The organism is Candidatus Spongiisocius sp. (genome assembly GCF_965221825.1).
Taxonomy (GTDB): domain Bacteria; phylum Actinomycetota; class Acidimicrobiia; order Spongiisociales; family Spongiisociaceae; genus Spongiisocius.
The window spans coordinates 2089797-2113621 of the sequence record NZ_OZ244917.1 but is presented as its reverse complement, the minus strand read 5'-3'; the positions used below and the strand labels follow the sequence as shown (position 1 = coordinate 2113621).

Genomic DNA, 23825 nt, shown 5'->3' with positions numbered 1-23825 from the left:
ACTTCTGCCAGAGCCTTCTCGACGCGAGCCGCCAACCGGAGGGTGAGCCCAGGGCGGGGCTTCGAAGCCAAAGCGAGAATACGGAAAGAGGTTGGTATGAGACCCTTCCAGATGCGTCGCCTGCTCGCCGTGCTGGTGGCCATGACGCTCCTGGCCGCTGCCTGCGCGGAGGACGATGGCGAGGCCGCCGCCGCAGATTGCGAAGCGGGCCAGACGGATGGTGACCTGAACCTATACAACTGGGCCGAGTACATCGATCCGGACCTGGTGGACGCCTTCGCAGCCGAGTACGGCGTCGAGATGACCGTGGATGTCTACGACTCCAACGAGGCCATGCAGCCGATCATCTCCGCCGGTAACTCGGGATACGACCTGATCGTCCCCTCCGACTACATGGTCGCCATCCTGATCGCCGGCGAGGACATCCAGCTTCTCAACAAGGACGCCATACCCAACCTGTCCAACATCTCGCCGGACTTCAGCGATCTGGTGTACGACCCCGCCGGCGACTACTCGGTCCCGTACCAGTGGGGAACCACCGGCTTGGCCGTCGACACCGCTGTGGTGGGGACCGACTTCCCGAGGTCCTGGTCGATCGTCTTCGACGCCAGCTTCGCGGACCAGTTCGCCGGCCAGATCTCGTTGCTGAACGACCCCCGGGAGACCCTGGGAGCGGCGCTCAAGTACCTCGGCTACTCGCTCAACACCACCGATGAGGGCGAGTTGGAAGAGGCCAAGCAGCTGGTCTCCGAGGCGCGGGGCCGGGTGGCGGCCTTCGACACCGATCAGGCTGACGAGTTGCTCACAACCGGCGAGACGGCGATAGCCCACGGCTACTCGGGTGACATGTTCACGCAGTTCCTGGAGACCGACGACCCCTCCCAGTACGTGTACTTCGTGCCGGAGGAGGGCGGGACCCGCTGGATCGACAACATGGCGATCCCGCACGACGCTCCCAACCCGTGCACGGCCCACACCTTCATCAACTGGATCCTCGATGCGGAGAACGGTGCGGCCCTGTCCAACTACAACTACTACTCCACCCCCAACGCGGCGGCGCTGGACGGCCTGGAGCAGGAGCTGCTGGACTTCGTGGCCGATCCCGCGGTGATCCCGGGCGGCGTGGGCTCGCTGGAGGAGATCCAGGACACCGGCGACTTCGAGATCAACTACACCGACGCGTTCATCGAGGCGGTGGGCTAGCGGCTGTCGCGAGCGGTTGCCGGACCCGCACATGGCGAGAAAGCTCGTCCTGGACCAGCGGGTCGTCGCGGCCCTGTAGCGGGGCGAGGTCCAGCCCGAGGCGGCGGGCACACCAGACGGCGTGGGCGCGCACCAAGGGATCGGGGTGGGCCAGGGCCCGGTTGACCGCGTAACGGACCCGGGGCGCGGACGGATCGCCGACGTTGCCCAGCGCCACCAGGGCGTTGCGCCGCAGGTATCGGGGTTGGCGCCGCGGGATGTACCAGCGTCCGAACCGGGCCATCAGGTCCTCGTCGGAAGCGTCGAGCAGATCGACCAGGGACACCCAGGCCTCGTTCGGCCTCTTTGCCCTCGGGCTGTCGAGGCGGACCCGGACCCGGTTGGGAGGGCACACGTCGGCGCAGTCGTCGCAGCCGTAGATCCGGTCCCCCAGGGCCACCCGGAACTCCGGACGGAACACCCCGGCCTCCTGGACCAGCCAGGCGAGGCAGCGCCGGGCGTCGACCACCCCGGGGGCGACGATGGCGCCGGTGGGACATCCGTCGAGGCATTGGCGGCACGACCCGCAGCCGTCGGCCATCGGCGCCGGGTCGGTGTCACACAGAGGGGCGTCGGTCACCACCGCGCCGAGCACGACCAGGCTCCCCACTCCCGGCACGAGGATGTTGGAACTCTTCCCCCACCAACCGATGGCGGCCCGGTAGGCGGCGGCCCGATCGACCAGGCTGTTCGCGTCGGCGACCACCACCGCTCGGTGGCCGGCCTCGCGCAGGGCCTCCGCCACCTGCCCGAGGGCTGACCGGAGGGCGGCGTAGTGATCCTCCCGGGCGTAGGCAGCCACCCGTCCGTAGGGAGTGCCGTCATCCGGGCGGCCCGGTTCGCTGCGCCAGAAGTCGAGGGCGCCCACCACCAGGGCGGCGGCTCCCGGCAGGATGCGCACCGGGTCGGTGGAGCGCGCCGGATTGCGGTAGGTGAACTGCATCCCGGCGTGAAGACCACCCTCCTTGCGTTCCCGCAGAATCTCCTCCGTGTCCGGGAAGGGTTCGGCCGAGCACACCCCCACCGCGGCCAGCCCTGCCCGCCGACCGATGTCGATCAGGGTCTCGGGGGAGGGGGTGATCGGCTTCATCGGCGGAGGAGTCCGTAAGCCAGGCGGCCTAGGCGGGAGGAACGTCCGGTACCGAACTCCACCCGGTCGGCCCAGCCCATCACGGCACGGGTGCCTCGGATGCCCAGCCAGCGGAGGGGCTCGGGTTCCCACGGCCGAGATTCGATTCCCACCCAGGCGAGTTCGGCCAGCTCGGAGTCGGCGCCGGTGATCAGGTCGGCCAGGGTGCGTCCGGCCAGGTTGGAGGGCGCCACCCCCTCGCCGACGTAGCCGCCGGCCGTTCCGAGGCCTGTGTCGCTGTCATAGCGCACCGCCGGAACCCAGTTACGGGGCGCCGCCAGCACGCCGCCCCACTCGTGGGTTATATCCACGCCCTCGAGAACCGGGAACATGTCCACCAGGACCTTCCGGATGAGCTTGTGAGACCGCCGGTCCCGCTCCGTGGCCGGGTCGATCCGGGAGCCGAACAGGTACGGGATGGCCCTTCCTCCGAAGGCGATCCGGTTGTCTGCGGTCCTCTGCCCGTAGATGACCGCGTAACGGTCGTCCGCGAAGGTCGGCCGAGTGTCGAGCCCGATCTCGGCCCAGGTCGCGGCGTCCAGCGGCTCGGTGGCGATCATCAGCGAGTAGAGCGGTACGAGGGTCCGTCGCTCTCCGGGAAGGTCGCGGGTGTATGCCTCGGTGGCCCGAATTACCACCGGAGCGCTGACCTTCCCATGGGTCGTGGTGACCGACCCGCCTCCGATCGCGACCGCCCCGGTCTGCTCCACGATCCGGACCCCGCGCCGCTCCACCGCGTCGGCCAGTCCCCTTACCAGCCGGGCCGGGTCGAGAGCTGCGCACGGTGAGTAGAAGATGCCGCCGTGGAGGCCGGTGGGCCGGGCGAAACGCCGGACCTCCTCGGGTTCCAGCAAGCGGATGATGTCGGCGCCGATGCCGTTGGCGCGGTTGCTCTCGACCTCGGCCGCCTGTCGCTCGGCCTGGGCGCGGCTGCGAGCGAACCGGATAACCCCGCCCTTGGCGAACCCGCATTCGATGGCCTCCGCCGCGACCACCCGTCCTATCTCGTCGACCGAGCCGTGCACGTAGTCCAGGAGGCGGCTTGCCGACTGCGGGCTCGAGCGGCGGGAGTAGGCATCGAAGCCGGTGGCCAGCTCTCCCACGGCCCATCCGCCGTTGCGCCCCGAGGCGCCGAAGCCGCAAATCTCCCGCTCGATCACCAGGATGGAAAGCGAGGGGTCCTGCTCGGCGAGGTAGTAGGCGGTCCACAGGCCGGTGAAGCCGCCTCCCACGATGGCCACGTCGGCCGAGGCATCGCCATCGAGGGGCGCGCGGGGGGTCAGGTCGCCTTCGAAAGTCGCCATCCATAGCGACAGGTTCGAGTAGTCGGACACCACCGGAAGTATAATTCTGGGGGTGACCGACGACCTCCGTTACGTGAACCTGGAGGCCCGATGGGCCGAGGAGTTGGAGGCGCTCGAGCTCCGGTCCTTTCCCAGCGCGAACCCCGCCGACCTCTACAGCGCCGGGGAGCTGGTCGAGTTGGCCGAGGTCTTCCCCGAGGGAGGATTCGTGGTGCTGGACGGCGAGACGCCGATCGGCATGGGCCTGGGGGTGAGGGTCCATTTCGACCTGTCCCGCCCTCAGCACCGGATGAAGGACCTCATGTCCGGGCACAAGGCCGGGCACGATCCCACCGGGGAGTGGTACTACGGCACCGATATCGCTGTGAACCCCGGCTACCGCCGCCGCGGGATCGGCAGCCGCCTGTACGACCTGCGCAAGGAGGTGTGCCGGAACCTCGGGCTACGGGGCATCATCGCCGGCGGGGTGATCCCCGGATACGCCGAGCACAAGGACCGGATGTCCGCCGCCGAATACGTCGAGAAGGTGGCCGCCGGAGAGCTGTACGACCGGACGCTGAGCTTCCAGATCGAGAACGGCTTCGAGGCGCGCGGCGTGCTGGAGAACTACATAGAGGACCCGGAGGTCGACAACTGGGCTTCGCTGATCGTGTGGGAGACCCGCTAGATCACCGGCTGCGCCCGGCCTAGATCAGCGTGGCGCTCTGGGCTAGCGCCGGACCTGCACGACTACCGGCGGATGCTCACCGGCTGAAGAAGAGTTGGAACTCCATGATGCCGTGGTCTTCGACCGAGATGACGGCGACAGACGTCGGGGCGGTCACGCCATAGTCGCTGAAGATCACCGGAGCCGACCCTACGACCACGATGGTGTCCCCGGTGAGTTGAGCCTCTAGCTCGAACATGCGGCGGTTGGTGACTCCCTTGATCGTGAGGTCTCCTAGGACCGACCCTGAGAAACTCTGGCCCTCGAGTAGCCGGACGGGGAGTTCCACAGGTTCCACGAGCGTGAATACGGCCAGCGGAAACTCCTTGGTGTTGAGGGCTTCCCGCGCATGGCTGTCGCGGTGGCTGTCGTCGGTCTGCAGGGTGGCCATCTCGATCTCTACCTTGGCGGCAACCAGGGCGGTTCCGCTCAGCTCGATCGCGCCGGCCACCTCTCCGGTACGACCTACCACGGTGGATTCGTCGACACCGCCCGCCAGCACCTCCACCACCCGGTAGCCGGCAAAGCTGACCGCGGCCTCGCCGGTCGGCCCATCGGTACCTTCGCGGGCGACCACGGTCCATACCCCTGACAGGCCGGCTGCTTCGGTGTCCAAGGATGTCGCCTCGGTCTCTGTTGAAGGGGCGCCATCGCCGGCCGTGGCGGTCGATGTGGTGACAGAGGTATCTGGTCCGGCGTTCGACGTCGTAGCGGTGGACTCGGTGGCCGGTATCGAGTCTGACCCACGGTCGTCGAGTTCGGAGGCCGAGGAGCCGTCGCTCCCTTCACCCGCTGTGGACTCCAGCCGGGCCACGGCCGCCTCCAGATCGACCGGCTCGGGTCCCTCGGGCCGCAGGCTCCACCATCCGACCGCGGCGATGGCCACACATACGATCGCGACCCCTACGCCGGTGATGATCCTGGTGAGCGTGGTCATGGAGCAGACCTGCCGTGCGTCGCAGGGAACTGCACGATGAACCGGGTGCTGGTGGGTTGACGGGCGGTCATGCTCACCTTGCCTCCCATGAATTCGGCCAACTCGGTCACGATCGTCAGGCCCTCAAACCCAGTGTCAATAACCTCCCTGGACAGTACAGCTAGAAGGCATTCGAATACATGGGGCGGTCTGCCTCGCTGCTGCCGGGGCCGTCGTCGTCCACCGTTATACGGCGCAGTCGTCTCCGCCCCGGTCTTCGGTTCGAGACTCTACATTGACCAGGGAATCGGCGAGCGCCCGGTACACGTGGTAGCCGCTCCGTCGCGGGTACATGTCGACCGGGTGGCGACATTGGGGTCGTCCTCCACCCGGAGGACGGCAGGTTCATCGACTGCTCTCATACCCTCCATGGCCCCATGGGAGTACGAGCAACCCGTCAAGAGGGCGCACGGATGGGGAGGCCCTCTAGCCGTCCGAGCCCTCCAGGTGGTGGGTGATGTTGTAGGTGGTGAGCATGGGATGCCCGTCCGGCGCGATCGCCACCTGGGTGACCGAGGTGTTGTCCAGGGGACCGAGTAACCGCGCCTTGCCGTAGCCGAGTCCGAGTACCGCGGTGGAATAGGCCTTGATCGCTCCGCCATGGGACGCGGCCGCCACCCGGCGCCCCGCATAGGTGACGGGGAGGCCGCTGACGAACCCGGTTACCCGATCCTGGACCTCCTTCCAGGTCTCGCCGGAGCCGCCTCGCCGGATGTCCTGCCCGTCCCCGGGATAACCGCCGAGGCGGCCCGAGGCCTCCAGCTCCTCCCACAGCTCGCCTTCCCACTCACCGAAGCTCATCTCCATGAGTTCGTCCACCAGCACCGGTGGGCGCCCGAAGGCGACCTCCGCCGTGGTCGCCGCCCGTCTCAGCGGGGAGGCGAAGACCTCGTCGGTCTTCCCGATCCATGACGCCAGCCGCCGGGCCTGCTCCCATCCCTCGGGGTGCAGATCGCCGTCGACCCGCCCCTGGGCCCGCCGTTCCAGGTTGGCCTGCGTGACGCCGTGACGGATCAGATCGACCACGGTGCCGCCACCGGCCCGGGCGTGGCCGGCCCAGAAGGACTCGGACCCGAGGTGGGCGGCGTCGTTGTAGCGCAGGATGGCCGCATCCTCACCGTCGAACGCCAGCTCACAGAAGGAGGTGTTGGACAGGAACCCGAGCCGGCGGCGCCCGATCGGAAGGCCGAGTAGCCGCCACAGCACCAGCTCGATCAGGCCGCCGTGGGTGAACACCAGGCCGGTCTGGCCGTCCTCGAGCCGGCCCACCAGGGCGGTCAGCGCCTTCCAACCCCGCTCGGACACCTGGCGGGGCGACTCTCCGGTCTCGCCCATCCGCAGGTCGTAGTCCTCGTTGAGCCGGGCCAGGTCGTGGCCGTAGTGGGCTTCGACCCACTCACCGGGCCGGCCTTCCCACACGCCGATGTCGCCCTCCCGCCACCCGGTGAGCGCCCGCGGCCGGAAGCCCGCTATCTCGGCGGTGTGAAGGGACCGCTCCAGGTCGGAGCTCTCCACCAGGTCGAACCGACGGTTGGACAGGCGCCCGGCGGCCAGGCCGGCCTGATGCCGGCCTTGGGCGGTCAGGGGCGAAGAAGTGGCGCCCTGCCAGATCTCGCCGGCGTTGGCCTCCGACTCTCCGTGCCGGACCAGCAGCACCCGTTTCACGGCGGAACTGGGTGACAGGAGATCAGATGAAAGCGGCGGCGAAGATCAGCGAAACGATGGTCATCACCTTGATCACGATGTTCATCGCCGGCCCGGAAGTGTCCTTGAACGGATCGCCCACCGTGTCACCGATTACCGCAGCCTTGTGCTGCTCCGAGCCCTTGCCTCCGAAGGCGCCGCTCTCGATGAGCTTCTTGGCGTTGTCCCAGGCGCCCCCGGCATTGGCCATGAAGATGGCCAGGAGGAATCCGGTCACCAGTGCGCCGGCCAGCAGACCGCCCAGCGCCTCCACGTCGATGAAGCCCACGACCAGCGGAAGGGCCACCGCCAGCGCGCCCGGAATGACCATCTCTCGGAGGGCCGAACCGGTGGCGATATCCACCGCTTTGGCGTACTCCGGCCGTGCGCTCGGATCGCCCGCCAGCAGTCCGGGAATCTCGCGGAACTGGCGCCGTACTTCTTCGATCATCCGGAAGGCGGCTCTCCCGACCGCCTTGATGGTGAGCGCGGCGAACAGGAACGGGAACATGCCGCCCAGGAACAGGCCGACGGTCGTGCCCACGTTGGTGATGTCGATGGAGTCCAGGCCGACGGCCTGGGTGAAGGCGGCGAACAGCGCCAGCGCCGTCACCGCGGCCGATCCGATGGCGAAGCCCTTGCCGAGAGCGGCGGTGGTGTTGCCCAGCGCGTCCAGCTCGTCGGTGGCCTCCCGGACCTCGGGGGGCAGGTGGGCCATCTCGGCGATACCCCCCGCGTTGTCGGCTATCGGCCCGTAGGCGTCGACCGCCACCGTGATCCCGAGGGTGGAAAGGACCCCGATTGCCGCGATGGCCACGCCGTAGATCCCCCCGCCGTCCCCGATGGCCCAGTCTCCGGCCGCGTAGGCGCCGGCGATCCCGGCGGCGACCACCACCACCGAGATGGCGGCGGAGCGCATCCCTTCGGAGATACCGGCCAGTATCACTGTGGCCGGACCGGTCTCGGACTGGCGAGCGATCTCCTTGACGGTCTTGTAGTGGTCGGAGGTGAATACCTCGGAGATCTTGCCCACGCAGATCCCCACCGCCAGGCCGACCAGCACCGCCAGGGACAGGCCGAAGGGGTTGTCAACCCCGTCCGACCCCCCGAATACCACGTTGGTGAGGATCAGAACGCCGACGACGGTCAGGCCGACCGCCACGTTGTTCCCACGGTGCAGGGCCTTGGCCAGGTTGTCGCCCGTCACCCGCACGAAGAAGGAGCCGATGATGGCGGCGAACATGCCGATGGCGGCCACGGCGAGGGGGAAGATGATCGCCTCGGTGGCGAAGGACCTGGAGGCGAACACGATGGCCGCGTAGGCGATCGGGGCGACTATCGATCCGACGTAGGACTCGAACAGGTCGGCCCCCATGCCGGCCACGTCGCCCACGTTGTCGCCGACGTTGTCGGCGATCACCGCCGGGTTCCGGGGGTCGTCCTCGGGGATTCCCGCCTCGACCTTCCCCACCAGGTCGGCCCCCACATCGGCAGCCTTGGTGTAGATGCCGCCGCCCACCCTGGCGAAGAGGGCGATGGACGATCCTCCCAGGCCGATGGCGGCGATGATGTTGTACTGGTCCGAGTCGCTGATGCTCAGGACGTCGACGAACAGGAGGTAGCCGATGGTCACGCCCAGCAAGCCCAGTCCGGCTACGCAGAACCCCATCACGGCGCCCCCGCGGAAGGCCACCGGCAGGGCGCGCTTTACCCCGCCCAGCCGGGCCGCCTCGGCGGTCCGCGAGTTGGCCGCGGTGGCGATCCGCATCCCGGCGAATCCGGCGCCGGCGGACAGCACCGCTCCGAATACGTAGGCGATCGAACCCCACGGCGCTCCCCAGGGGAGGACTACCGAGATGAGGATCGCCAGCACCACCACGAAGACGGCCACCCATGTGTACTCACGCCTCATGAAGGCGTTTGCGCCCTCCCGGATGGCGGCCGAGAGCTCCCGCATTCGGTCGTTGCCCTGATCTTCGGCCATGACCACCCGGGCGTAGTAGGCGGCCAGGACCAGGGCGGCCACTCCGGCCACCAGCGCGATCACCAGTACGGCACTTGAAGACATGCGTCAGACCTCTTGTTCGACTCGGGATTCCGGAGTATATGGCCCTCCCGGCACGCCGCTGGTCTTACCGCCGCCGGGGAGGTCCCGGAGCACGGAGCAGAACCCGGAAGTCGCAACGACTCCAGGACGGTGAGGGCCGAAGGCAACCGATTCGCTGCGCCGGAGGCCGTAACCGGTAGAGGCTCTCACAACGAGCCGAGAGAGACGAGATCTCCGCCTCTCTCCACGCTCCGGTGCGCCGCCACGGCGATCTTGGTTACCTCGAGACCGTCCTTGCCGGATGGGTAGGCGCCCTTCAGCGATTCCAGGTCCGCCACTCCGCGCTCGAGCATCGCCACGTTGGTGACGAAACTCTCGATCGAGTCGATGGCATACCCCGAATACCGAGGGAGGCCGGCCTCGGTGCTCTCCTTGAAGAGGCCCAGGTTGGGAGTCAGCATCGAAGCAGGCGCACCGGGAGCGCTGCTCACCAGCCCGCGTGTTCCACGATCCTGGCTGTCGACTGTCATCCACCCGTCGGATCCGACCACCTTGATCCCCTGGTTGACTATCGCCTCGTTGCCGGCGGGTAGATGCCAGGCGGAGTCGACCGTAAAGCTCACGCCACCGGGAAACATGATCTTCGTCTGGATGGAATCGTACGTGTCGATCCCGATCGAGCGCAGCCGCTGAGCCACACCGGTGGCCGAGACGGCCACAGCGTCCCGGCCGACCAGCCAGCGAATGAGGTCGAAGTAGTGAACGCCGACGAACCATGCCGGCGACGAGTTGGACGCCCACGAAGGGAGCCAGTCTGTCGGGACTTCGATGCGGTCCTCCATCCAGGCATACCCGTACTGGATGTCACCGATGCCCCCGGACTCCACGATCCGCTTGAGTTCGGCGTGGTATAGGTCATGGCGTTTCATGAAATCCACCTGGAGCAGCACGCCTGATTCATCGGCGGCGGCGACCATCTCCCTGCACCCGTCGACATCCGTGTCCATCGGCTTTTCGACCAGCACATGAACGCCCCTCTCAACACACGCCACGACGATGTCTCGATGGAGGTGGTCGGGGGTGGCGATGGTCACGGCGGTCGGCGATGCCACGTCGAGCATTTCGTTGAAGTCGGCGAAGACGTCGATGCCGTACTCGGCCGCTCGAGCACTGCGTAACTCGCTGTTGATATCCGCGAGACCCACATACTCGATGTCCCCGCGCCTGGCTCGCTGAGTCAGCGCCCGGATATGCATCTCGCCGAAGATGCCCCCGCCGATCGTCCCGAACCGGTGTGCCATACAATTCCCTTCCCAGCCGATGCTGTAGCCATGCCGATGCGTAACTATATGGATATCCCGTCTCCGGGTGTGTCTGTTATCGTCACCCGGGCTGCAGATTCGGATCCGGCGAACGGGTCTAGAGCAGTACCCCAAACCCTTAAGGCAACTGAGGAAAGGCACGTATGAGCAGAATCAGACTCCTGGTACTCGGTCTCGCTCTGGCGCTCGTCGCGGCTGCATGCGGCGACGATGACAGCGATGCGACGACCGCTACGACCGCAGCGCCGGCAACCACCACGACTGCGGCGCCGGCAACCACCACGACTGCGGCGGCGCAGACCACGACCACGGCGGCGGCGGCCACGACCACTACCGAGGCCATGGAAGAACCTGCGGACGGCCTTGCTCCGGGGAACTACCAGTTCGGTTTCACGGCCGTTGTCTCGGGAGCGGTCGCCTTCGCGGGCGTCCCCCATCTGCAGGGGCTCCAGCTCGCCGAGCAAGAAATCAACGAAACCGGATTCCTCGGCGAGGGTGTGACCATCGAGTTCCTCGTTGAGGATGCGGGAGGAGATCAGGCGACCGCCATCGCCATCAACGATGGATACATCGCCAACGACGACGTCCTCGCCCTGGTCTGCTGTGCGCTGTCGAGTGTTGCCGGAGCGATCCAGCCCAACATCGTGGAAGCCGGCCTCGCCTGGGTGGATCACGCTGCGATTGCCCCGACGATCACGGATCCGGACAATGCCTTCAGGTCATTCCCGCTTTCCCAGCCGAGCACGGCCGCAATCGCGGAGGCCTCGGTGGGAGCGTTCGCTCCTGACAACGCAGTCGTAGTCGTGACCGCGGACAATGACGGCCTCGTGAGCGACAGGGATGCGACCCTCGGCGTTCTCGATAGCGCCGGAGTCGAAGTCCTGGGCGTGATCGACACGTTCGCCGATGACACGGACATGAGCGGTCCCGCGACCGAGGCGATCTCGATGGGCCCCGACGTCATCTTCCTGGCGCAGTTGGGCAATACCGAGGTCCTCATGGTGCAGGAACTCCGTGACCGGGGTTACGCCGGTCCGATCATCGGGAACCTCGCGATCGCGACGGCGGAGACGTGGGAACAGGCCGGGGACACCCTTCTGGGTACCGTGCTGCCGATCGCCTTCTTCGCCGGTAAGTCCGATCCGATGGTGCAGGACTTCGCAGCCAAGTACGAAGCCGCCTACGACACGGTGCCGGACATCTTCGCGGCGCAGGGTTGGCAGGTCGCGTGGTTCATGGCGACAGCGCTCAAGAACGGGGGCGAAGGCACCCGAGAGGCCGTGTTGGACGGTGTCCGGCAGATCCAGTCCATGGAGACCGTCTTCGGCACGCTCACCTGGGATGCCCGAGGCGAGGCCACCATCGACGCGTGGACGTTCGTGCAATGGAGTCCGGATGGAGAACTCGTCATCTGGGACGGCTCAGCGGAGGGTTTGCTCCCGAACATCAACCAGTAGCACCCTCCTGGACCCTGGGATCCGGCGCCGCCACCCGATCGGGCGGCGCCGGAACCTGTTCAAGTCAGGAGTGATCGGCACGACATGACGCTGTTCCTGCAGCAGACGATCAACGGCCTGGCCGTAGGGTCTTCCTACGCCATCTTCTCCATGGGCTTCGGCCTGGTCTTCGCCACCATGGGGATACTCAATGTCGCTCACGGGACCTACGCGACATGGGGGGCGATCCTGGCGCTTGCCGCATTCGACAACCTGGGGGTCCCGCTTGTGCCGGCGATTGCGATCGGCATGGCAGGCGGCGGCCTGGTCGGCGTCCTCGTGGATCAGCTGGGATTCGAGCCGATTCGACGGCGGGGCGGCGGCCTGCTCGGCCCGATCATCACCAGCATCGGCTTCTGGATCATCCTCGGACAACTCGCGATCATCGCTACCGGCGCCCGGATCAAGACCTTTCCCCGTGAAGCCCTTCCCCGGGGCTTCGTCAGGGTCGCCGACCTGGTGATCCCGTACCACCAGATCATCACGTTCGTCGTTGCCCTGGTGCTTCTCCTGATCCTCTACCTGTTCATGATGAGGACGAACGCCGGGGCGCAAATGCGAGCGGTCGGCTGGGATCCCGACTCGGCCAAGATCTCCGGTGTGAATCCGCGACGGGTGGTGATCGTCATATCCTTCATCGCGGCCGGGACCGCCGCGATCGCCGGGATCCTGAGCTCGATCTCCACCAACAACGTGAGCTTCACGGTGGGTGAAGGGCTCCTTCTCAAGGGATTCGCGGCGGTGATCATCGGCGGGTTCGGGGACCTGAGAGGGGCATACGTCGGCGGGATCCTCATCGGGCTGGCCGAGGTTCTCGGCGCCCAGTACATCAGCAATTCGTTTCGCGACTTCATCACCTTCGGACTGCTCATCGTCGTCCTCCTGGTTCGGCCGAAGGGCCTGATGGGCGACCGCATCGTGGGCCTCAGGGCCTGATGGAGTTCCTGGGCCAGTACGCTTCCACGCTCGAGTTCTCCATCGCCTTCGCGCTCTTCGCGATCGCCACCTATGCGGCGCTCCGGGGTGGAATCCTCAGCCTCGCCGGCACGCCGATGGCGGCGGTCACGGGATTCGTGAGCCTCGCGCTCGTGGAGGACCACAACGTTCCCATCGAACTCGTGCTGGCCGCGGGAGTGGTGGTGGGCCTTCTGTCGGGCCTCCTGATCAGCATCCCCCTGGCGAGGCTGGAGAGCCATTGGGTGGCGCTGGCAACGATCGCTCTCGTGCTGATGGCGCGGGTGGTCGTGCTGAATCTCGACTCCGTCACGGGCGGCGTGGACGGCGCCCCGATCACCCGGATGGTCGAGCCATGGCACCTCTTCACCGCCTTGGGCGCGGTGATGTGGGTGATGGCTCGTCACAGGAGGTCGCGGCTCGGGCTTGCCGCCGAAGCCGTTCGCAGCCACCCGGACGTGGCCGCATCGCTTGCCATCGATGTCTACGGCACGCGGCGATCCCTGTGGATGTTGAGCGGCGCGATCGCAGGGTTGGCAGGGGTCGTGTACGCGAGTCTCGTGCAGTTCCTATCGCCCGACACGTTCTATGTGAACATTGCCTTTGTGATGCTCGCCGCGGTGGTCCTGGGAGGGAACCGCCACTGGTTCGGGGGGATTGTCGGAGCGTTCGTTTTCACGATCCTTCCCGAAGTGCTCCGTCGGTTCCTCACCCAGGGCGAGACCATCGTGAACGGTGTGCTCCTGATCGTCATCATGATCTACCTCCCACGTGGCCTGGTCGATCCCACTCGCAAGGTACGGAGGGAGCTCAAGAACCAGGCGACCAACGTCCACTCCGAGGCCGAGTCGTCAGCCGACGGAGAGCACGACGGAGAGTCCGACCTGTGGAGTCTCAACCTGACAGGTCGCACGGCGCCGGAAGTCGATCCGGCGGAGGAGCGGCCCGCTGCGCTGAGCGTCGAGGGCGTACGGAAGACATACGGCGGCTTGGTGGCGATCAGCGATCTCACCTTCGAGGTCCCCGAAGGGTCCGTGTTCGGGATCGTGGGACCGAACGGGGCCGGGAAATCGACCTTGCTCTCGGTCATGAGCGGGGGAGACGAGTCGGATCGCGGAAAGATCCGGATTCTCGGACAGGACATGACGGGATGGAAACAAACCGACATCGCCCGCGAGGGTGTGGCGCGTACCTACCAGACCGTGCAGCTCTTCGAGGATCTGACGGTCCTGGAGAACATCATGGTCGGCTTCGATCGCGAGCGTGGGACCAACTTCTGGGATCCCGTGTTCATGACGCCTCGCGATCGGCGCGAGCGCGCGGACCTGGCCGAGCGCGCGAGGGCACTGATGGATCTGGTCGGCGTGATCGGTCAACCCGAGCAGTATGCCGCCACCCTGTCATACGCCAACCAACGCAGGGTCGAAATCGCTCGAGCCCTGGCGATGGAGCCCTCCGTCCTGCTGCTGGACGAGCCGACGGCGGGCATGCACAAGCTCGGATCACAGGCAATCGGCGAGCTGATGCTCCGGCTCACGGACCGAGGCCTCACGGTGGTCGTCATCGAACACAACCTCGAGCTCGTGCTCAACTACTGCGAACAAGCAATCGTGATGGACTTCGGCAAGTTGCTGGCACAGGGGACGCCGGCCGCGTGCCTGTCCGACCCCACAGTGATCGAGGCCTACTTCGGAAGGAAAGCCGATGCTGCGCGTATCGAATCTCTCGTCAAGCTACGGCAACATACGGGCGGTCAATAACGTTGACCTGCAAGTCGATCGAGGGGCGATGGTGTCCCTCATCGGCTCGAACGGGTCGGGCAAGTCCACGACGCTGAAGACGATCGCCGGCATGCACAGCCCGGACAGCGGGACCGTGAGGTTCGGCGATCGTGACATCACCGGATGGCCGACCTACCAGCTCGCCCACCATGGACTCGCCTTCCTGATGGAACGACCGACCTCCGTGGTCGCCCCACTCACCGTCGAGGAGAACCTGGTACTGGGTTCCGCCGCGAGGCGTTCCAACATCCCGGAGATGCTCGCCCGGGTTTTCGAACTGTTTCCCCTGCTCAAGGAACGGCGGAAGCAGTATGCGGGAACTCTCAGCGGCGGCGAGCAGCAGATGGTCGCTATCGGTCGGGTGTTGATCACGGACCCGGAACTGTTGCTCATAGACAGTCCGACGATCGGCCTCGCTCCCGCCATCGTGGACGAGGTCTATGCCTCGATAACCCGGCTGCACTCCGAGGGGCTCTCGATCCTCTTCATCGAGCAGAACGCCGAACTCGCGCTGGCCATCTCCGACCACACCTACCTGCTCCACAGAGGCTCGATCGCAATCGAGGGCCCTTCGGCGACGCTGCGGAACTCGCAGGAGATGGTCGACGCGTACCTGGCGTGACCGTGGGGCAACCGGTTCCGGCTAGGGCAGGCCGCTGAGATCTCGATCGAATGGCCCGTCGAGTCCCGGATCCGCGGTCACGATCCGCGCGGTCGATGCTCTCCGGTCAGGAGCGAGTCGAAGATCTCTGTGGCGGCACTCCATGGATCGGTGGCGCCCTCCATCACAGCCTCCGAATACCGAGCGACGGCCGGCTCGGTAGCCTGCCCTGCCAGCCTCTCGATCATCCGCGATATCTCCGCCTCCGCCCGCGCCCGACGCCTGGCTCGCAGGGCGCCCGACTCGGCCATGCTCTCGTTGTGTGACCGGATGGCGTCGACCACCTCGTCGACTCCCTCACCGGTCTCGGCCACGGTGAGCAGCACCGGTGGCCGCCAGTCGTGGGCAGGGCCCATCGACACCATGCTCTCCAACGTTCTCGCTGCCTTGATCGCTCCGGGGTGGTCAGCCTTGTTCACGACGAAGACATCCCCGACTTCCATGAGGCCTGCCTTCTCCGCCTGGACGTCGTCGCCGAAACCCGGGGCGACGACAACGACCACGGTGTCGGTCCGGTCGATCACCTCTACCTCGGATTGGCCGACGCCGACCGTCTCGAAGATGATCGGTCCGTAGCCCTCCGCGTCGAGAAGGACAGCCACCATCTCGGCCGACGCGTTCAACCCTCCGAGACGGCCACGCGTGGACATCGAACGGATGAACACGCCCGGGTCGCCGGTGTGAGATCCCATCCGGACACGATCCCCGAGGAGAGAACCACCGGAGTACGGACTGGAGGGGTCGACGGCGACAACGGCTACCCGGCGTCCGTGCCGCCGGTACACGCCGAGCAACTTGTCGGTGAGCGTGCTCTTGCCTGATCCCGGCGGGCCGGTGATCCCGATCCGGAGCGTGCCGGTGGCGTGGGCGTGGGCGCGCTCGAGCAGCCGACCCACCGCATCGGGCTCACGCTCGCAGCGGCTGATCGCCCGTGCGAGCGCTCGTCGATCCCCTCCGAAAAGGGTTGTGCCGGCTGCCGTTCCGGGGTCTGCGACCGACGGCTTGGCTTCCATGATGCGGATTATGCTTCCAAGAAGTGAGGAACGAAAGCCCAGAGGACAAGTCTCCCCACCCGCCGCCGGCCTTCCCGATCGTTACCCAGTCCGGCATACCCCTCGAGTCATGGTACGGACCGGAAGCGCTCGAGGAGGTCGAGCCGGCGACCGACGTCGGCGCGCCCGGCCGGTTCCCGTACACGAGAGGGATCCGGCAGGACATGTACCGCGAGGGGCTGTGGGTCATGGGCCAGTACTCCGGCTACGCGACCCCCCGGGAGACGAACGCTCGGATCAAGTCGCTCCTAGCCCGAGGTCAGAAGGGCTTCTCCATCGCCCTCGACCTGCCGACACAGAATGGCCTCGACTCCGACGACCCGTTGGCCAAGGGCGAGGTCGGCAAGGTCGGGGTGCCGATCGACTCCCTGGCCGACATGGAGGAGTTGCTCGACGGGATACCGCTCCATCAACTCCACCAGATCCGCACGACCGCGAACTCGATCGGCCCGATCGCTGCCTCACTCATCATCGCCGCATCGGAGAGGCTGGGGGGCGCACCCGACAACTTCCGGGTGATGTTCCAGAACGACGTGCTGAAGGAGTACGTGGCGCGGGGCACCCAGATCTTCCCACCCCGGCGCGCCCTGGAATTCTCGATCGATCTCGTCGAATACTGCGCACGACATCTCCCCCACTGGGAACCGATCGAGTTCTGTGGCTATCACATCCGCGATTCGGGCGCCAACGCCATCCAGGAGGTGGCCATCGCCGCCGCCAACGGCATCGAGTACATCGAAGCCGCCCTCAGGAGAGGGCTGTCGGTGGACGACTTCGCCCCCAATCTCTTCATGTTCCTCTCCGCCGACCTCGACATCTTTGAAGAGGTGGCGAAGTATCGAGCGGCTCGCCGGATGTGGGCTCATCTGATGCGCGATCATTACCGCGCCGAAGACCCGGAGAGCCACGCCCTCAACATCTTCGTGTACACCCTTGGCGGATCTCTCACGGCGCAGGAGCACATGAACAACCTCTCACGGGTGGCGTTCGAGGCTCTCGCTGCGGTACTGGGCGGTGTCCAGACCCTGGCCACATCCTCGTACGACGAGGCAATCGGCCTGCCGTCGGCGGAAGCCGCCAATCTGTCTCTGCGCGCCCAGCAGATCATCGCATTGGAGACAGGCGTCCCGCGTACCGCCGATCCGCTGGGCGGGTCCTATTTCGTCGAGTGGCTGACCGACCAGCTTCACGGCAGGATCCTCGAATACATGAGCCGGATCGCGGATCAGGGCGGAGCGCTGGCGGCCCTGGAAAGTGGTTGGCTCGGGGCGGAGATCGAGCGGGAGGCCTACGCGCTCCAACGTGGCATCGACGACGGTACAAGGCCGCGTATCGGCGTGAACCGTTTCGCTGACGGCGCTCCCACACCAACCTCCGCCTTCGCGATCGCAAATGACGGTGAGGACGAGCAGGTCGAGAAACTGCGGAGGCTTCGGGCTGATCGCAACCACTCGGATGTGGACGCCGCGCTCGCAGAGGTCAGGGAAGCGGCCTCCACCGGCCGCAACTCCATGCAGTCGATTCTCCGAGCGGTCCAGTCCTATGCGACGGTGGGCGAGATCACCTCCGTGCTGCGGGACGAGTGGGGCACGTACCGATGACATCCACCACGGCTGACCTCGGCGCCTTGCTGGACCGGTCATTTCGACAGCACGCGTCAAGAGTCGCCGTGGAAGACGGGGACCGATCAGCAACATTCTCCCAGCTTGCCGACCGGTCCGGTCGCCTCGCGTCGGCCCTTCTCGAACTGAATCCCGCCGGGCGACCGGTCGCCGTTCTCTCTTCCAATCGCATGGAGTACATCGAGGCCGACATTGCCCTGGTGAAGGCGGGCCACCCCAAAGTCCCGATCAACCCGCGCCTGAGCCAGTCCGAACGCCTGCATGTGGTGACCGACTCCGGAGCCGCAGTGCTGATCACCGAGGCCACGTCGGCCGATTCTGCCCTGAGCCTGGTCGACGAGGCTGAGGCACTCGATACCGTCGTGTCCGTCGGCGGCGGCGGAACCCACGACTACGAAGAGCTTCTCGGAGCCGCCAACCGCCCCCCGGACCGCGCGTGGCGACCGGATGATCCGAGCGCGATTCTCTACACCTCGGGTACGACGGGCCACCCGAAGGGCGCAACAGCCACCTTTCGGAGTCGGATGGCCGGAACCTGGAATATGTTGCTCGATGAGTTGATCGACGTCGGGCCCGGTGACGCCATGCTGCACGCAGGGCCGCTGTCACACGGCAGCGGCTCGAAGGTGATTGCGTATGCCCTCAGTGGAGCGCGCAACATCGTGGTTCCCTCCTTCGATCCCGGCCGCTTCCTGGACGAGGCTCTGCGCCGGCGGGCGACCGCCTCGTTCGTCGTGCCCACGATGATCACGATGCTCATAGAGGAGGCCGAGGCGCAGAAGCGACCGACGCTCAACCTGCGACACGTCTCGTACGGTGGCTCCCCGATCGCTCCGAACACGATTAGGCGAGCCGTCGATGTCTTCGGCCCGGTATTCGTGCAGGTGTACGGGACGGCGGAGGCGCCCCATCCGCTCACCGTGCTCTCCCGTTCCGATCACGTCGATGCGTCCGATCTGCGGCTCGCGTCGGCAGGCAAACCGACGCGATCGGTCGAACTCCGGCTCGTCCCGACCGGTGCTGCCGACTCGCGGGTGGGCGAGATCCAGGTTCGAGCGGAGAGCGTGACGGTCGGATACTGGGAGAACGAGGAGGCGACCCGAGAGGCGTATGTCGACGGGTTCTACCGGACCGGAGACGTCGGGTACCTTGACGATGAGGGCTACCTGACGATCATCGACCGGCAGAAGGACATGGTCATCAGCGGCGGGCTGAACATATACCCGGCGGAAGTCGAGGCGGCGATCGCCAACCACGCTGGCGTTCTCGAATCAGCCGTGATCGGAGTGCCGGACGAGCGATGGGGGGAGCGCGTGGTCGCGTACGTGGTCGCGAGGCCCGGGCACACCGTCAGGCCCGAGGAGGTCACCGCAGAGGTGGCCCGCCGGCTGGCCGGCTACAAGAAGCCGCGAGACGTGTGGATCGTGGAGGAGTTGGCGAAGGGCTCGACCGGCAAGATTCTCAAGTCGGCGCTCAGAAGCCGGCACTGGGATCAACAATCCCGCCAGGTGAATTGAGGTACCCGTGACGACCCGAGAAGAGATCTGAGTGCCGGGACTGGCCGACGCGAGCGGTGACCGGATCACCATCCACGGGTTCGATCTGTCCGAGGAGTTGATCGGCCGCACCAGCTTCGCCGCGATGCTCCACCTGCTCACGATCGGAACGATGCCCGAGCGATCCGTAGAGTCGATGATCGACGCCATGCTGGTGACGGTGGCGGAGCACGGCCTCACTCCGTCCGCCATCACGGCGCGTCTCACGCATCACGGCGCACCTGACAGCCTCCAGGGTGCGGTCGCTGCCGGCCTGCTCGGGGCCGGTCCTGCGCTGCTGGGTACGGCGGAGCAGGCTGCCAGGATGGTGGCGCGGTTGGTACGCGGCTCCGCACCCGAGGACCGAGAGCGAGTCGTGTCGGAGAGCGTGGCCTCCTGGTTGGAGGAAGGAGTGGTGATTCCCGGCTTCGGCCACCCCATTCATCGAGACGGCGACAGTCGGGTCGCGGCGCTCAGGCGCCTGCAGGTCGATCAGGACCTCCCGGACGAGCACTTCCTGACCGCGGTCCTGGTGGGAAACGCACTGAGCGAGGCCAAGGGCAGGACCGTACCGATGAATGCCGCCGGAGCGATCGGCGCCATCGTGGCCGACATGGGGCTGCCTCCGGAGTTCGCTCGGGGCCTTTCGATCGTCGCCCGCTCGGCGGGCCTACTCGCACACGTCATGGAGGAAGCGTCGCACCCCATCGCCCCCCGGATCTGGGAGGACACCCGCTCGACATCGTCCCGAGAAGCTCAACCTTGATCCGCCAAACCCGACATTCCGACCCGGGGAGCACTCATTTAACATCCGAACGCTTCCAACCTGACGAAGCAAGTGCCCGCAGAGGTCCCCGTCCGACGCAATGACGACACCTGACTCGATAACCGCATGACGCCGGCCACCACACGGCGAGAGTGGAGCGTTCCCGTCAGCCGCCGGATCGACGGGGCGCCGTGGCAGGTGCGATTCGTGGAACTCCGCGGCGCCACCCCCGGACCGGCGACGGCGATCGTCTCCGGGTTGTACGGTGACAAACCGCTCGGGTCGATCGCCGTGCACCGCCTGGAGCAACGCCTGATGCAGGAGCGACTGAAGGGCACGGTTCTCCTGGCTGCGGCCGTTAACCTCCCCGCCCTCCAGGTGGGCGCCCGAGTCTCGCCCGACCACCTGTACCTGAACCGGCGCTTTCCGGGGACACCGAGCGGCTTTCTCACCGACCAGATCGCTCACGCCGTCGCAGCCGTCGTCTACGAGCATTCGGACTGCGTCATCGACCTCCACTCGGGGACGCCCGACATGGCGCTGTGGTATTCCTATGACGCCGGGGATCTGGAGCTCACATCCTCGTTCGGCTACCTGCCGGTGGTCGTGGGCTTCCGTCCGGGAGGCCAGGTCAGCGCGACAGCCGTCGAGCGCGGCCTCTCTGGCTTCCTTCCCGAGTTCGGGGGCGCGAGCCGATCCTCCCCGGTCGCCGGCGTCGAAGGCAGCCTGAACACGCTGCGCTACCGGGGCCATCTCGGCGGCGATCCCACCGGCCCGCCGCGATTGCCCGTCATCCGCGAACGGCCGCTCTTTCTCGCTTCCACAAGCGGCATCCTCCAAGGCAGCGTGTCGACCGATTCGGTCGGCAGTGAGATCCCCGCCGGCCGTCTCGGATGGATCTCCAGCCCCGTCACGGGGGAGGTCTGGGAGGAGTTCGAGATCGATCGTCCCGGCATCCTCCTGATGGCGGTCACCACGCCGAAGATCGTCAACCCCGGCGATTTCGCCTTCATGGTCGGGTTCCCCCATGACGAGGTCGAAGTCCCCGGAGCCCCATGACGCAAAGGCCGAAGAACCGGCCCGGGAGCGGCGGGCCTTGCCCCGAGGCGCGGCGCCCCAACCCGCATGACCAAGGAGGGGAGTCATAGCCGAGAGATACGACGTGATCATCGTCGGGGCCGGCGTGGCCGGACTCTCCGCGTCACTCGCGTCGATCGAGCGCATCCTGGAGCGCGGCACCGACGATGCGCGGATCGCGGTGCTCGAACGCGCGTCGCGCGCCGATCGGGGCGGCAACACGCGATACCAGCACCGCCACCTTCCGGATGAAGGACGTCCACACGATCAACGATGACTTCATCGGCAGGCTCCGCACCAAGACGGACGCCCCGGAGGAGTACATCCAGGTGCTCGCCCGGCAGGCGCCGGAAGCGGTCCTGTGGGCCGAGGGTTACGGACTCGAGTTCGACCCGGGGCCACGTGTCTTCCTCACGTCGAGCGATACCCGGATCCAACCCGAGGGCGCCGGAGCGGCCATCGTCCAGCACTTCTTCTCGCGAGTGGAGGATGGCTCCCGCGGCCTGTTCTTCGGGCCGAACAACGACCGGGCACTCGCCGTCGAAGTCCTCTACGAGACGGCGGCCGTCCACCTCCTGCTCGACGGGGAAGGCGCCGTGGCCGGTATCGGGGCGCGCGATCGGGCGGGGAAGCTCTCGCACCTCCACGCGCCGGCCGTGATCCTCGCCAGTGGCGGCTTCCAGGGGAGTCCCGAGATGATGGCCCGCCACATCGGATTCGATCTTCCCACGGTCTCGCGGGGAGGCGCCCACAACCGTGGAGAGGGTATCCGGATGGCGCTCGACGCGGGAGCGAGATCCACCGGACAGTGGGACCGGTTCCACCCGCTCCCCGCCGATCCGCGGACAGCGGGAGCAACGTCGGGGCTGATGACCTTCGCGGCCGTCATGGAGACCGTGCCCTACAGCCTCATGGTCAACAATTCGGGGGACCGCTTCATGGACGAGGGCGCCACATCCATGGATTACCTCTACGACCTGGTGGGGCGCGCCGTCCAGCGGGAAGCGGGCCAGACCGCGTACGCGGTCTTCGACTCGAAGACCATGGCATTGCCGCACTACCGGAAGGCGGTCCTGAGAGACAAGGTCCATGAGCCCCATCAGGCGGAAACAGTCGAGGGGCTGGCGAGGCTGATCGGTGTCGAGGGCGAGGCGCTGGCGGCCACGGTCGCTTCCTACAACGCCGCCGTCCCTCAGGACGACTCGCAGTTCGACGCGATGAGGCTCGACGGGCTCTCGACGGATGGCCTGACCCCGCCGAAGTCGAATTGGGCGCGCTCGCTCGACACCCCGCCGTTCTACTGCTATCCGGTGACCTGTGCCAACGTGTTCACCATGGGAGGCATCGGCACCGATCACACGGCCCGGGTCATCGACGGGGACGGAATCCCGATTCCCGGCCTATACGCGGCCGGCGAGATGACGGGGATCTACCGCGACAAGTACGTGGGAGCAACCTCGGTCCTCCGTGGACTCGTCTTCGGTCGGCTGGCCGGCTACAACGCGGTGGAGGACTCCTTCGATCAGGCCGGACCGTGACGACGACCTCCGACGACTCCGGCGGCGTCCCGAGGGAGGGGGAACTCGATGCCCTGTTCGAGGAGGTGAAGAACTGGGGACGCTGGGGCTGGGACGACGAGAAGGGAACGCTGAACCACGCGACGCCCGCCCGCACGCTGCGAGCCGTCAGCCTGGTTCGCAGCGGACGAGTCGTCTCCACCTCCTTCGACCTCGACACCGAGCCCTCCGCCAAGAACTACTTCCCCACGGTCCACATGATGTTGTTCTTGGGCTTCGAACAACCTCCCACGGCGGTGGACCAGGTGACCATCGTGCCGCACTCGTTCACCGTCACCCACATCGACGCGGTGTCGCACTCCAACTACGGCGGCGCCCTCTACAACGGTCGCGCCGCAGAAGCCGTCGTGCAGCGCTCCGGTCTGCAGTTCGGCTCCGTCCTGGCCGCCAAGGACGGCATCGTGACCCGAGGCGTGCTGCTCGACATCCCCGCATCCCTCGGAAGGCGCTGGCTGGAACCTGACGAGTACATCACCGAAGCCGACCTGGACGCTGCCGCCGAGTGGGCGGGTCTCGAGGTCGGCGCGGGCGATGTCGTGCTGGTCCGATCAGGCCTCGGAGCGCGAGAGGCCGAGTCCGGCGTAGAAGATGTCAATCGACGGGCCGGACTTTCCCCCGCCTGCGTACGTTGGCTGCACGGACGCGATGTGGCGGTCTACGGGGGAGACTGTTTCGAACGACTGCCCCTCCCGTACACCGAGCATCCCTGGGCTTTCCATCAGATCGCCCAGGCGTCGATGGGCCTGGTCCTGCTGGACAACGTCGATCTCGAGCCTCTTGCCACCGTGTGTGCCGAGGAATCCAGATGGGAGTTCCTATACATCATCTCTCCTCTCCGTCTTCCGGGAGGAACGGGTTCGGCCGTCAACCCGCTGGCCGTATTCTGAGCGTCCTC

The 23825-nt window shown here is 66.7% G+C and carries 20 protein-coding genes; 13 read left to right on the top strand and 7 right to left on the bottom strand.

Going from position 1 to position 23825, the window contains the following annotated elements:
* Window positions 1-96 precede the first annotated feature (96 nt).
* Window positions 97-1203, top strand: coding sequence for a polyamine ABC transporter substrate-binding protein (locus ACOQPD_RS09870; protein WP_420611789.1), 1107 nt, complete (start codon window positions 97-99; stop codon window positions 1201-1203).
* On the opposite strand, the gene queG is transcribed toward ACOQPD_RS09870, so the two are convergent.
* Both queG and ACOQPD_RS09860 read right to left on the bottom strand, forming a co-directional pair.
* The gene (gene queG, locus ACOQPD_RS09865) at window positions 1184-2332 is read right to left on the bottom strand and encodes a tRNA epoxyqueuosine(34) reductase QueG (protein ID WP_420611788.1); all 1149 of its coding nucleotides are present in this window, start codon (window positions 2330-2332) and stop codon (window positions 1184-1186) included. The genes ACOQPD_RS09870 and queG overlap by 20 nt on opposite strands.
* On the bottom strand, window positions 2329-3705 hold the full coding sequence (locus tag ACOQPD_RS09860; protein ID WP_420611787.1) for an NAD(P)/FAD-dependent oxidoreductase: 1377 nt from the start codon (window positions 3703-3705) through the stop codon (window positions 2329-2331). The genes queG and ACOQPD_RS09860 overlap by 4 nt, the downstream gene beginning before the upstream one ends.
* A gap of 22 nt (window positions 3706-3727) precedes the next feature.
* Between ACOQPD_RS09860 and ACOQPD_RS09855 the strand changes: the two genes are divergently transcribed.
* Entirely contained in the window at window positions 3728-4342 is a 615-nt protein-coding gene (locus ACOQPD_RS09855) for a GNAT family N-acetyltransferase (RefSeq protein ID WP_420611786.1), read from the top strand.
* Window positions 4343-4418: 76 nt separating this feature from the next.
* On the opposite strand, the gene ACOQPD_RS09850 is transcribed toward ACOQPD_RS09855, so the two are convergent.
* The 4 genes from ACOQPD_RS09850 to ACOQPD_RS09835 form a co-directional block, all read right to left on the bottom strand.
* Window positions 4419-5318 carry a YceI family protein gene (locus ACOQPD_RS09850; protein ID WP_420611785.1) on the bottom strand — a complete coding sequence of 300 codons (900 nt, stop codon included), beginning with the start codon at window positions 5316-5318 and terminating at the stop codon, window positions 4419-4421.
* 465 nt (window positions 5319-5783) lie between these two features.
* Window positions 5784-7022, bottom strand: a complete 1239-nt coding sequence (locus ACOQPD_RS09845; protein ID WP_420611784.1) for a histidine phosphatase family protein — start codon at window positions 7020-7022, stop codon at window positions 5784-5786.
* 22 nt (window positions 7023-7044) lie between these two features.
* Complete coding sequence (locus tag ACOQPD_RS09840) at window positions 7045-9108, bottom strand: sodium-translocating pyrophosphatase (protein WP_420611783.1); 2064 nt, start codon at window positions 9106-9108, stop codon at window positions 7045-7047.
* A 185-nt stretch (window positions 9109-9293) separates the two neighbouring features.
* Window positions 9294-10388 (bottom strand): Gfo/Idh/MocA family protein, encoded by a 1095-nt coding sequence (locus ACOQPD_RS09835; RefSeq protein ID WP_420611782.1) that lies wholly within the window; start codon window positions 10386-10388, stop codon window positions 9294-9296.
* Between the two features lie 164 nt (window positions 10389-10552).
* On the opposite strand from ACOQPD_RS09835, the gene ACOQPD_RS09830 reads away from it, so the two are divergent.
* The 4 genes from ACOQPD_RS09830 (at window position 10553) to ACOQPD_RS09815 (ending at window position 15262) form a co-directional block, all read left to right on the top strand.
* Window positions 10553-11866 carry an ABC transporter substrate-binding protein gene (locus ACOQPD_RS09830; RefSeq protein WP_420611781.1) on the top strand — a complete coding sequence of 438 codons (1314 nt, stop codon included), beginning with the start codon at window positions 10553-10555 and terminating at the stop codon, window positions 11864-11866.
* An 84-nt stretch (window positions 11867-11950) separates the two neighbouring features.
* Window positions 11951-12841 (top strand): branched-chain amino acid ABC transporter permease, encoded by an 891-nt coding sequence (locus ACOQPD_RS09825; protein WP_420611780.1) that lies wholly within the window; start codon window positions 11951-11953, stop codon window positions 12839-12841.
* Window positions 12841-14619 carry a branched-chain amino acid ABC transporter ATP-binding protein/permease gene (locus ACOQPD_RS09820; RefSeq protein ID WP_420611779.1) on the top strand — a complete coding sequence of 593 codons (1779 nt, stop codon included), beginning with the start codon at window positions 12841-12843 and terminating at the stop codon, window positions 14617-14619. Before ACOQPD_RS09825 ends, ACOQPD_RS09820 begins: the two co-directional genes overlap by 1 nt.
* Window positions 14564-15262 carry an ABC transporter ATP-binding protein gene (locus ACOQPD_RS09815; RefSeq protein WP_420611778.1) on the top strand — a complete coding sequence of 233 codons (699 nt, stop codon included), beginning with the start codon at window positions 14564-14566 and terminating at the stop codon, window positions 15260-15262. The genes ACOQPD_RS09820 and ACOQPD_RS09815 overlap by 56 nt, the downstream gene beginning before the upstream one ends.
* A gap of 77 nt (window positions 15263-15339) precedes the next feature.
* On the opposite strand, the gene meaB is transcribed toward ACOQPD_RS09815, so the two are convergent.
* Window positions 15340-16314, bottom strand: a complete 975-nt coding sequence (gene meaB, locus ACOQPD_RS09810) for a methylmalonyl Co-A mutase-associated GTPase MeaB (RefSeq protein ID WP_420611777.1) — start codon at window positions 16312-16314, stop codon at window positions 15340-15342.
* 23 nt (window positions 16315-16337) lie between these two features.
* On the opposite strand from meaB, the gene ACOQPD_RS09805 reads away from it, so the two are divergent.
* The 7 genes from ACOQPD_RS09805 to ACOQPD_RS09775 all read left to right on the top strand — a co-directional run bounded on the left by ACOQPD_RS09805 (window position 16338) and on the right by ACOQPD_RS09775 (window position 23817).
* The gene (locus ACOQPD_RS09805) at window positions 16338-17954 is read left to right on the top strand and encodes an acyl-CoA mutase large subunit family protein (RefSeq protein ID WP_420611776.1); all 1617 of its coding nucleotides are present in this window, start codon (window positions 16338-16340) and stop codon (window positions 17952-17954) included.
* A complete protein-coding gene (locus tag ACOQPD_RS09800) occupies window positions 17951-19492 on the top strand; it encodes a class I adenylate-forming enzyme family protein (protein WP_420611775.1) in 1542 nt (513 codons plus the stop codon). The genes ACOQPD_RS09805 and ACOQPD_RS09800 overlap by 4 nt, the downstream gene beginning before the upstream one ends.
* Before the next feature lie 31 nt (window positions 19493-19523).
* Window positions 19524-20276 carry a citryl-CoA lyase gene (locus ACOQPD_RS09795; protein WP_420611774.1) on the top strand — a complete coding sequence of 251 codons (753 nt, stop codon included), beginning with the start codon at window positions 19524-19526 and terminating at the stop codon, window positions 20274-20276.
* Window positions 20277-20402: 126 nt separating this feature from the next.
* Window positions 20403-21335 carry a succinylglutamate desuccinylase/aspartoacylase family protein gene (locus ACOQPD_RS09790; protein ID WP_420611773.1) on the top strand — a complete coding sequence of 311 codons (933 nt, stop codon included), beginning with the start codon at window positions 20403-20405 and terminating at the stop codon, window positions 21333-21335.
* 103 nt (window positions 21336-21438) lie between these two features.
* Window positions 21439-21630, top strand: coding sequence for a hypothetical protein (locus ACOQPD_RS09785; RefSeq protein WP_420611772.1), 192 nt, complete (start codon window positions 21439-21441; stop codon window positions 21628-21630).
* Window positions 21602-22891, top strand: a complete 1290-nt coding sequence (locus ACOQPD_RS09780; RefSeq protein WP_420611771.1) for an FAD-binding protein — start codon at window positions 21602-21604, stop codon at window positions 22889-22891. The genes ACOQPD_RS09785 and ACOQPD_RS09780 overlap by 29 nt, the downstream gene beginning before the upstream one ends.
* Window positions 22888-23817: a cyclase family protein gene (locus ACOQPD_RS09775; protein ID WP_420611770.1), complete on the top strand. Its 930-nt coding sequence runs from the start codon at window positions 22888-22890 to the stop codon at window positions 23815-23817. The genes ACOQPD_RS09780 and ACOQPD_RS09775 overlap by 4 nt, the downstream gene beginning before the upstream one ends.
* Window positions 23818-23825 lie beyond the last annotated feature (8 nt).